This window comes from Xanthomonas hortorum, from assembly GCF_040279205.1.
GTDB lineage: Bacteria > Pseudomonadota > Gammaproteobacteria > Xanthomonadales > Xanthomonadaceae > Xanthomonas > Xanthomonas hortorum_F.
Window position 1 is genome coordinate 1 of sequence record NZ_JBEOLS010000097.1, and the last position, 9,282, is coordinate 9,282.

At 62.9% G+C, this 9,282-nt stretch carries 10 protein-coding genes and 1 other RNA gene; 8 read left to right on the forward strand and 3 right to left on the reverse strand.

Going from position 1 to position 9,282, the window contains the following annotated elements; all coding sequences use genetic code 11:
* The coding region (locus ABS769_RS21715) for a transposase (RefSeq protein ID WP_233368074.1) at nucleotides 1-157 on the reverse strand (157 nt) is incomplete at its 3' end.
* Nucleotides 158-368: 211 nt separating this feature from the next.
* On the opposite strand from ABS769_RS21715, the gene adh reads away from it, so the two are divergent.
* Nucleotides 369-1,898 carry an aldehyde dehydrogenase gene (gene adh / locus ABS769_RS21720; protein WP_317062966.1) on the forward strand — a complete coding sequence of 510 codons (1,530 nt, stop codon included), beginning with the start codon at nucleotides 369-371 and terminating at the stop codon, nucleotides 1,896-1,898.
* Between the two features lie 49 nt (nucleotides 1,899-1,947).
* Here the strand turns inward: adh and ABS769_RS21725 are convergent, their stop codons facing one another.
* Nucleotides 1,948-2,112, reverse strand: a complete 165-nt coding sequence (locus ABS769_RS21725; RefSeq protein ID WP_317062965.1) for an SDR family oxidoreductase — start codon at nucleotides 2,110-2,112, stop codon at nucleotides 1,948-1,950.
* A gap of 122 nt (nucleotides 2,113-2,234) precedes the next feature.
* Here ABS769_RS21725 and ABS769_RS21730 point away from each other — a divergent pair, with 122 nt between their 5' ends.
* From ABS769_RS21730 to ABS769_RS21745, 4 genes are all read left to right on the forward strand, one after another.
* A complete protein-coding gene (locus ABS769_RS21730) occupies nucleotides 2,235-2,498 on the forward strand; it encodes a LysR substrate-binding domain-containing protein (RefSeq protein WP_317062964.1) in 264 nt (87 codons plus the stop codon).
* Nucleotides 2,499-2,544: 46 nt separating this feature from the next.
* Nucleotides 2,545-2,991, forward strand: coding sequence for an Rrf2 family transcriptional regulator (locus ABS769_RS21735; RefSeq protein ID WP_317062963.1), 447 nt, complete (start codon nucleotides 2,545-2,547; stop codon nucleotides 2,989-2,991).
* Between the two features lie 143 nt (nucleotides 2,992-3,134).
* Nucleotides 3,135-3,779, forward strand: a complete 645-nt coding sequence (locus ABS769_RS21740; protein WP_115036842.1) for an NADPH-dependent F420 reductase — start codon at nucleotides 3,135-3,137, stop codon at nucleotides 3,777-3,779.
* A 227-nt stretch (nucleotides 3,780-4,006) separates the two neighbouring features.
* Nucleotides 4,007-4,411: a DUF779 domain-containing protein gene (locus ABS769_RS21745; RefSeq protein ID WP_168959199.1), complete on the forward strand. Its 405-nt coding sequence runs from the start codon at nucleotides 4,007-4,009 to the stop codon at nucleotides 4,409-4,411.
* A gap of 50 nt (nucleotides 4,412-4,461) precedes the next feature.
* On the opposite strand, the gene ABS769_RS21750 is transcribed toward ABS769_RS21745, so the two are convergent.
* Nucleotides 4,462-4,641, reverse strand: a complete 180-nt coding sequence (locus ABS769_RS21750; protein WP_205393176.1) for a hypothetical protein — start codon at nucleotides 4,639-4,641, stop codon at nucleotides 4,462-4,464.
* A 150-nt stretch (nucleotides 4,642-4,791) separates the two neighbouring features.
* Here ABS769_RS21750 and ABS769_RS21755 point away from each other — a divergent pair, with 150 nt between their 5' ends.
* The 3 genes from ABS769_RS21755 (at nucleotide 4,792) to ABS769_RS21765 (ending at nucleotide 8,660) form a co-directional block, all read left to right on the forward strand.
* Complete coding sequence (locus ABS769_RS21755) at nucleotides 4,792-5,739, forward strand: Ku protein (RefSeq protein WP_317062961.1); 948 nt, start codon at nucleotides 4,792-4,794, stop codon at nucleotides 5,737-5,739.
* A gap of 9 nt (nucleotides 5,740-5,748) precedes the next feature.
* A complete protein-coding gene (gene ligD, locus ABS769_RS21760; RefSeq protein ID WP_317062960.1) occupies nucleotides 5,749-8,523 on the forward strand; it encodes a DNA ligase D in 2,775 nt (924 codons plus the stop codon).
* A 61-nt stretch (nucleotides 8,524-8,584) separates the two neighbouring features.
* Nucleotides 8,585-8,660, forward strand: a non-coding RNA gene (locus tag ABS769_RS21765) — sX9 sRNA.
* The last annotated feature ends 622 nt before the right edge of the window (nucleotides 8,661-9,282 follow it).

Below are 9,282 nucleotides of genomic sequence, written 5' to 3' on the forward strand. Positions count from 1 at the left end.
AGTTGCCAAAGCGCTTGGGTAGGCCGCGCCATTTGCAGCCATGCTCGGCAACGTAAAGGATGGCGTTGACCACTTGCAGGTTGGTCATGCTGACATTGCCGCGCTGCGCCGGCAGGCAGTGTTCGATTAGAGAAAATTGTGCTGGCGTGATCTCCATGCACGATAGTTTAATCGCTCGGGCCATTAGTGTTAACAGGCCCTAGTTATCTGTGTGCACTCAATGATGCGCTGCAGCGCACTTTCCACAGCTGCGTACGAAAAAACGGCTGCGCCGCAATGACGCAGCGCAACAGCGCATGACATGACATTGCGCTAGCACTTGCGCGGGTATACACGTTCGCATCGGACCATCGCAGCAGGAGACCATGATGAATGCGCTTCCCTCCACCAAGCCATTGAATACCGACCCGACCTCGATTTTCAAACCGCGCTACGACAACTTTATCGGCGGTGCGTGGGTGGCGCCGGTGAGCGGCCAGTACTTTGACAACACCACGCCGATCACCGGCAAGGTGTTCACCTCGATCGCGCGCTCCAACGCGCAGGACATCGAAGCGGCGCTGGATGCGGCGCATGCGGCCAAGGAGGCCTGGGGCAAGACCTCCACTACCGACCGCGCCAACGTGTTGCTCAAGATCGCCGACCGCATCGAGCAGAATCTGGAACTGCTCGCCTACGCCGAGACCTGGGACAACGGTAAACCGGTGCGCGAAACGCTCAACGCCGATGTGCCGTTGTGCGTGGATCACTTCCGCTATTTCGCCGGTGCCATTCGCGCGCAGGAAGGCGGCATCTCCGAGATCGACAGCGACACCATCGCCTATCACTTCCACGAGCCGCTGGGCGTGGTCGGGCAGATCATTCCGTGGAATTTTCCGCTGCTGATGGCGTGCTGGAAACTGGCACCGGCGCTGGCCGCCGGCAACTGCGTTGTGATGAAGCCGGCCGAGCAGACACCGGCGTCGATCCTGGTGTTGATGGAAGTCATCGGCGAGCTGTTGCCGCCCGGCGTGCTCAACGTGGTCAACGGCTTCGGTCTGGAAGCGGGCAAGCCGCTGGCCAGCAACCCGCGCATCGCCAAGATCGCCTTCACCGGCGAAACCACCACCGGCCGGCTGATCATGCAGTACGCCAGCCAGAACCTGATTCCGGTGACGCTGGAGTTGGGCGGTAAATCGCCGAACATCTTCTTCGCCGATGTGATGGCCGAAGACGACGATTTTCTCGACAAGGCGGTGGAAGGCTTCGTGCTGTTCGCCTTCAATCAGGGCGAGGTGTGCACCTGCCCATCGCGTGCGCTGATCCAGGAATCGATCTACGACAAGTTCATGGAAAAAGCGCTTGCACGCGTGGCGGCGATCAAGCAAGGCAACCCGCTCGACCCCAACACCATGGTCGGCGCGCAGGCCTCCAGCGAGCAGTTGGAAAAGATCCTGGCCTACATCGATATCGGCAGACAGGAAGGCGCCGAAGTGTTGATCGGTGGCGAGCGCAACACGCTCGATGGCGAGTTGGCCGGGGGCTTCTACGTCAAGCCGACCGTGTTCAAGGGCCACAACAAGATGCGCGTGTTCCAGGAAGAGATCTTCGGCCCGGTGGTGTCGGTGACCACCTTCAAGGACGAAGCCGAGGCGCTGGCGATCGCCAACGACACGCTCTACGGCCTGGGCGCTGGCGTGTGGAGTCGCGATGCCTCGCGGCTGTATCGCATGGGCCGCGCGATCCAGGCCGGGCGCGTGTGGACCAACTGCTACCACGCCTATCCGGCGCATGCCGCGTTCGGCGGTTACAAGCAGTCGGGCATCGGCCGCGAGAATCACAAGATGATGCTCGACCATTATCAGCAGACCAAGAATCTGCTGGTGAGCTATTCGCCGAAGGCGCTTGGGTTTTTCTGAGTGTTGTCATGGCAAGCGTGACCCAGGTTGCGCTTGCCGCACCATCAACTCACCAGACCGCCATGCCGCCGTCCACCTTGATATCGATGCCGGTCACGAACGCGCGCTCGTTGGAGGCGAGAAACAACGCAACGTTCGCAACTTCCTCCGGCTTGCCGAGCCGGCCGAGCAGGGTCTTGCCCAGCGTGTAGTCGGCCCATTCCTTGCCCTGCAACTGCTCATGCGCCAGCCGCTCAGCGATGCGGTACTGACGATCGTGCCGCCACTCTCCTTGTGCAGTTGGTCCTCACCGATCGCTCACAACTGTCGGCACAACGGCCGTCCGCCAGCTCGCCATTGACCTGGCACCTGGCAGACCTGTCCACCAAGCACGCGCTGCTGGTCAGCGGGCTGGGTTGGGGAGAGATGCCGCTGCATACGGTGGACAAGGACCTCGCCGAGGGGCGCTTGGTCGAACTTGCGGTGCAGGGCCTGCCGCTTGGTGGAGCGCAGTTGCCAATGTGGGTGATCTACCGCAGTGCTGGGCCTGCGGGCCGCTGGATGATCGATCGGCTCAAGCAGTGCGCAAGCACGCCTCGCACAAACGTGTTGACAGCCTGATAAGTGTGATGTAATGTTGGTTACACACATTCACAAGCAGGCCGACATGCCCACCAGCACCCGCTTCGTCGTTGCGGTCCACATCCTGACAGCACTGGCCGTCAGCGATGGCAAACCGCTGCGCTCCGAAGATCTGGCCTACTCGGCCAATACCGGGGCAGTCGTGGTGCGCGCGTTGTTGTCGCGTCTGGCCGAGGCCGGCCTGACCCGTTCGCAGCTCGGTGCGGGCGGCGGCGCCCTGCTTGCGCGGCAGGCGAAGACGATACGGCTGCTGGACGTCTATCAGGCCGTCGAGGATACCGAGTTGTTCCCTACGCATCGAACGCCACCCTGCGAGAACTGCGCAGTCGGCGGAAACATCCTCGAAGCGCTTGGCCCGCCGCTGGCGCGGGCACGCAAGGCGCTTGAAGCGGAGCTGGCAAAAACCAGTATTGCGTCGGTCGCAGCAGAGGTGGCGCGACTTGGAAAGTTTTCGATCCCGCTGGTTTGGTGAAGTTTTCCCAACAAATGTAATAGAGTAAGTGACACACGTATATTAATGAGCTGTTTGTACGTTCGATGCCTCAACACCCGATCGGCCCATGTGGCGCCGGCGGCCCTTTGCTTTCAACCCCAACGTCTTATCAGGAGAACATCATGAGTATCGGTATCATCGGTTCCGGCGCCCTCGGCTCCAACATTGCACGTGCGCTCGCCAAGCACGGAATTTCGGCCACCATTTCCAATAGTCGCGGCCCGGATTCGCTGGCAGCGCTGGTGCAGGAACTGGGTCCGTCGATCACGGCGGGTACCACGGCGGAAGCGGCGAGTGCCGATATCGTCTTCGCGGCGATCCGCTGGAGCGATATCGAGAGCGTCCTGGGCAGCCTGCCGGCATGGAACGGCCGCATCGTGGTCGACGGCACCAATCCGGTCGAATTCCTGGACCCGAATTCGGAAGATGCGAAGGACCCCAGCAATCCGCTTGCCGCCTACGGCATCAAGGCGGTCGATCTGGGTGACAAGCATTCCAGCGAAGTGTTGAGCCAGTTCGTTCCGGGTGCACGCGTGGTCAAGGCATTCAACCACCTCGACGTCAACGTGTTGCCAGAGCCAGAAGTTGCCGGCGGCAAGCGTGTGCTGTTCTATTCGGGCGATGACGCAGACGCCAAGGCCGAGGTTCGCAAGATCATCGAGGCTGCCGGCTTCTTCGCGGCGGATCTGGGCTCGCTGGAGGTTGGTGGCCGGCTTGCCTCGTTGCCGTTCGGTGCCTTGTCCACGCACAACTTCATCAAGATCTAAGCCCGCAACCTCTGATGAGGCGGCGCTTCATGCAGCGCCGCTGCGTGCCGCAGCGGACAGCAGACAGCTCCCCGCCACGACAGTTGTCCAATCGGCGCAGCCGCGTAGGTCGTGCTGCGCCTTGCAGCACGGCCGCGTGACACTTCGCGGAGAACGCATGCGCGCAGCAGCGTGAGAGGCGTATCGTGCCTGACAGGGCGGCCTGATGTGGCTGCAGGAGGCCGACGATGCACCACACCACGCAATCCACCACGCAATCGGAGATGCCGCTGCAGGTCATGGCCACCTTGGCGGCGTTGCAGTTGATCGACACGCTGCGCGCGCGGCATGGCGATGTGCTGTTTCATCAATCCGGCGGCTGCTGCGATGGGTCTTCGCCAATGTGCTTTCCGGTGGGCGATTTCATCGTCGGCGATCGTGACGTGCTGCTGGGCGAGATCGGCGGTGCGCCGTTTTATATCAGCGCCTCGCAGTTCGAGTACTGGAAGCACACCCAATTGATCATCGATGTGGTGCCGGGGCGCGGCGGCATGTTCTCGCTGGAAAACGGCGAGGGCGTGCGCTTTCTGGTGCGCTCGCGTCTGTTTGCCGATGATGAGTTCGCCCGCCTGCAGCAGGCAGGTCGGGCGTAGGGCTGATCAGCGCGGCTGGCACGCTTGCGCGTTTTTGCAGTTAGGTGTCTTCAGCGGTCGGTCGCGGCCGACGGCGCGGTGCCCGGCGTCTTGGCCGGGGTGTCGCCATCGGCCGGAATCAGCTTGTCTGGCGCATCGCCTGCACCGCGGTCTTCGTAATGTTCGGCATCGCGCTTGCCGTGCTGTTCGCCGGGTTGGGTCGGTTGCTCGCGCAGTGGGTCGCGGGACATGGTGTTCTCCTGAGCTTGCAGATGGGTGCGCAGTTCACCGCGCTCAGGGTGAAGAGCATGCAGTCGCGCCATGCGGATGGCTCACGCATGGATCACGGCGCCAGCGTTACAGCTATGTGCTACCCCAACAGCACCCGGAGTCACACGCCGATGGCACGACCGATCTGGACCGGAACCCTCTCGTTCGGCTTGCTCAATGTGCCGGTGTCGCTGATGTCGGGCGAGCGCAAGGTGGATCTGCATTTCCGCATGCTCGACTCGCGCGACAAGAAGCCGATCCGCTTCGAGCGCGTCAATGCCGACACCGGCGACGAGGTGCCGTGGAAGGAGATCGTCAAGGCGTTCGAGTACGACAAGGGCAGCTATGTGATTGTGGAGGAGCAGGACATCCGCTCCGCCTCGCCTGAAAGCCATGAAACGGTAGAGGTGGAGACGTTTGTCGACGCCGCCGACATCGACCCGCGCTATTTCGAAAAGCCCTACATCCTGGTGCCCGGCAAGAAAGCCGAAAAAGGCTATGTATTGCTGCGCGAAACGCTACGCGACACCGGCAAGGTGGGCATCGCAAAAGTGGTCATCCGTACCCGGGAATACCTGGCGGCGGTGATGCCGCAGGGCGATGCGTTGATTCTGCTGCTGCTGCGCTACCAGCAGGAAGTGGTGGACCCGCAGGACTTCAAGCTGCCGGCCGGCGCGGTGGGCGAATACCGCATCACGCCCAAGGAACAGGAGATGGCCAGGCAGTTGATCGAGTCGATGTCCGGCACCTGGCAGCCGGAGGATTACCACGACGAGTTCCGCGGCAAGCTCGAGCAGATCCTGCGCAAGCGCATCCGGGCCAAGGGCGGCACCACCACCGTGGATGTCGAGCCACCGCAGCACGAAGACGCCAGCACCAACGTGGTCGACTTCATGTCGCTGCTGCAGAAGAGCCTGCAGGCCAATACACGCACGCCGGCCAAGAAAAGCAGTGCGCCGGCAGCGCCTGCCAAGAAAACCGCAACCAAGAAGGCGGCCAAGAAGGCCACCAAAAAGACCGCGAGCAAGCCGACCAAAACAGCGGCCGCGAAAGCGCCGCCGCGCCGCAAGGCCGGATAGGCCCAGCCCATGTCACTGCACGACTACAACGCCAAGCGCCGCTTCGACCAGACACCGGAACCGGCCGGCGAGACGCCTGCGCGCGCCAGCAAGCAGCCGATCTTCGTGGTGCAGCTGCACCACGCCAGCTCGCGTCATTACGACTTCCGTCTGGAAGCCGATGGCGTGCTCAAGAGTTGGGCCGTGCCGAAGGGTCCGTCGTTGCGCGTTGGCGAAAAACGCCCGGCGGTACAGGTGGAAGATCATCCGTTGTCGTACGCCAGCTTCGAAGGCGATATCCCGCAAGGGCATTACGGTGCCGGGCATGTGGATGTCTTCGACCACGGCCATTGGCACTGCGAAGGCGACGCATTGGCGGCGCTGGAGGCGGGCAAGCTGGAATTCGAATTGCAGGGCACGCTGTTGCGCGGTGGCTTTGCGTTGGTGCGCACGCAGATGCGTGGCGGCAAACCGCAGTGGCTGCTGTTCAAGCGCACCGATGCCTATGCGGCCGATCTGGATGCCGATGCGCTGGTGGCGCAGCAGGCCGCCGGTGCATCGGGTTTGGCAACTTCGGCAAGGCGTACCAAGACAGCGTCGGTTACAACGCGCGGCAAGGCTAGCCGTGCGCAACGTGTGCCGCCAGACGCAATCGCCGAGACATCGACAGTGACAAGCAAACGTGTGCGCTCAGGGCGTGCAGAATCCAAACAGTGGCGCACCAGCGCACTGGCGCTGGACGGCGCGCGCGATGCGCCATGCCCAACCGAGCTGCGCGCGCAACTGACCTTGCTGCGCGAGCACGCCCCGGAGGGTGAGCGCTGGCTGCACGAGATCAAGTGGGATGGCTATCGCCTGCTGGCCGATCTGGTCGATGGCGACGTGCAGTTGCGCTCACGCAACGACCAGGCCTGGACGCAACGCTTTCCGGATGTGGTGCGCGCGTTGCAGGCGTTGCCAGTGCGCGATGCGCGCCTGGATGGCGAGCTGGTGGTGCTGGACGCGCAAGGGCGCAGCGATTTCTCGGCGCTGCAACGCGCGCTCGATGGCAGCGTCACGCAGCAGATGCGTTACATCGTGTTCGATCTGCTCGGTGTCGCCGGAGTGGATTTGCGCGGCACCCCGTTACTGCAACGCAAGCAATTGCTACGCGAGTTGCTGGGCGATCAACCGGGCACGCTGGCATTTAGCGACCATGTGGTCGGGCACGGCCCGGAAGTGTTCACGGCCAGCGCCGGCACCGGTTGGGAAGGTATCGTCAGCAAGCTGGCCGATGCACCTTATCGCGAAGGACGCAGCGCCGATTGGGTCAAGACCAAGCACGCAGACAGCGACGAGTTCGTGGTGGTGGGCTACACCGACCCCAAGGGCGCACGCAGTGGTTTTGGCGCATTGCTGATGGCGCAACGCGACGGCAAGACGCTGCGCTATGTCGGGCGTGTGGGCACCGGTTTCGACGATGCCTTGCTCGGCAAGATCACCACGCTGTTGCAGGCGCTGCATAGCGACACCGCCACGCTGGAATTGCCCACGCATATCCCGGGGCGGCCACGCGATCTGCATTGGGTGCGACCGGTGTTGATCGCCGAGGTGGCCTTTCGCGGTTGGGCCAAGGAAGGGCTGCTGCGGCAAGCCGCGTTCAAGCGTTTGCGTGAGGACAAACCCATGAGCGAGTTGGGCGGCGATCGCGTCGCGCCGGGCAAGCCGCGTGCTGCGAGCAAGCGTGGCGGTGCGACGACGGCTATTGCGCCTGCGCGCAAGACGCCGACGAAAAAAGCAACCAAAACGACAGTGGAAGCATCCACCAAGACAACCAGCAAACGCGTGCGTTCGACGGCATCGAAGACGACCGCCATATCGAAGACTGCAGCGTCCGGATCCAGGGTGTCGAAATCCGCAGCGTCCAAGTCCATCGCGTCTAAGTCCACGGCGACGGACGGCATCAACATCACTCATCCCGAGCGCGTAGTGTTTCCTGCGGTCGGTATCAGCAAGGGCGATGTGGCTGACTATTACCGCGCAGTGGCGCCGCTGGTGCTGGCGGAGATCGCACGCCGCCCGTTGTCGCTGTTGCGCTGTCCCGATGGCGCCGGCGGCGAGTGCTTCTTCCAGAAGCACGAAGGCCGCCATCTGGGCGCGCATATCAAGGCGATTCCGCTAAAGCAAAAAAGCGGCACCGAGGATTACATCTACGTCGAAGATGCCGCCGGCCTGCTCGAGCTGGTGCAGATGAACACCCTTGAGCTGCATCCCTGGGGCGCGCAAATCGACGACCCGGAGCATCCGGATCGTCTGGTATTCGATCTGGATCCCGGCGACGACGTGTCCTGGCCCGATGTGGTCGCCGCCGCGCGCGACATCCGCGCCAAGCTGCGCAGCGCGGGGTTGGAGAGCGCGGTGCGCCTGTCCGGCGGCAAGGGCCTGCACGTGGTGGTGCCGATCGTGCCGGAGGTAGGTTGGGAGCAAGCGCGTGATTTCTGCGAAGCGTTCGCACAGGCACTGGCAACACACACCCCGGACCGCTACGTGGCGACCATGAGCAAGGCTAAACGCCACGGCGTGATCTTCGTCGACTGGCTACGCAATGGGCGCGGCAGCACCAGTGTGTGTTCGTGGTCGCTACGCGCCCGCGAAAAAGCCACCGTCGCCGTGCCGCTGCGCTGGGAAGAACTCGGCAAGATCAGCGGCCCGGATGCGTTTCCAATGGACAAGGCATTGCAACGTGCCAAGCGCCAACGCGCAGACCCATGGGCATCGGTGCTGGCGTTGCGGCAATACTTGCCCACCGGCGACGATAAGAACTAAGAGCGGCTAATAAACCTACTGCGCAGCCCCCACGCGGGCGCGGCCTGTGTTCGGAATCGGCATTACCACTCGTACACCCCGGTTCTGAGCGCGCCGTCCGCAACCACCTGACGACCGATCGCTACGTTTTGTTGGCCGTTCTTAGTCGGAAGCTCAGGTCAAACGCCTGGTTGGTCGAGCGCGCGGTGCCCTCACCGCTCGCGGGACACGCCGTAAACCCATCCCTGGGGGCTCGGTGGCGGCATCCATGCCGCCACACGGTCCCGCAATCGGCGAGGACACCGCACCAGAGAGTTGATCGGTAGCTTTGTTTAAAACCCTGCACACCGACACTTTCGACTGGTCCTTGCCCGCTCACCGTCGCGGGACCTTACGCGGCATGGATGCCGCGTAAGAGCTTACAAGGACGTACTTGCAGCGTGTCCTGCGATGGTGGGCGGGCAAGGGCCCTGCAGCAAACTCACAGCGTCGAGGTCGCAGCGACGCCACCGCACCCGACAGTTTGCTGGCTGTTTATTGAAACTATGCACACCGACCATCTCGACTGGTCCTTGCCCGCCCACCGTCGCGGGACCTTACGCGGCATGGATGCCGCGTAAGAGCCTTATCTGTTCGCAATCTGGCAGTTTAGGTGTCGAGAGCCGGCGTGGGCCACCGTGAGAGCCTGGATCTCAGCGATCGCCGTGTAGCTTGGTACCCACGCCGGATTCTCCCTTGATTCGCCCGAACAGTTGCCCGAGGTGACACTCGAAACGATAA

Excerpts from the sequence above, each read along its gene's own strand:
- ligD (WP_317062960.1), top strand. The coding sequence starts at position 5,749 with ATGTCACTGCACGACTACAACGCCAAGCGCCGCTTCGACCAGACACCG.
- ABS769_RS21745 (WP_168959199.1), top strand. The coding sequence starts at position 4,007 with ATGCACCACACCACGCAATCCACCACGCAATCGGAGATGCCGCTGCAG.
- ABS769_RS21740 (WP_115036842.1), top strand. The coding sequence starts at position 3,135 with ATGAGTATCGGTATCATCGGTTCCGGCGCCCTCGGCTCCAACATTGCA.
- ABS769_RS21755 (WP_317062961.1), top strand. The coding sequence starts at position 4,792 with ATGGCACGACCGATCTGGACCGGAACCCTCTCGTTCGGCTTGCTCAAT.
- adh (WP_317062966.1), top strand. The coding sequence starts at position 369 with ATGAATGCGCTTCCCTCCACCAAGCCATTGAATACCGACCCGACCTCG.
- ABS769_RS21750 (WP_205393176.1), bottom strand. The coding sequence starts at position 4,641 with ATGTCCCGCGACCCACTGCGCGAGCAACCGACCCAACCCGGCGAACAG.
- ABS769_RS21735 (WP_317062963.1), top strand. The coding sequence starts at position 2,545 with ATGCCCACCAGCACCCGCTTCGTCGTTGCGGTCCACATCCTGACAGCA.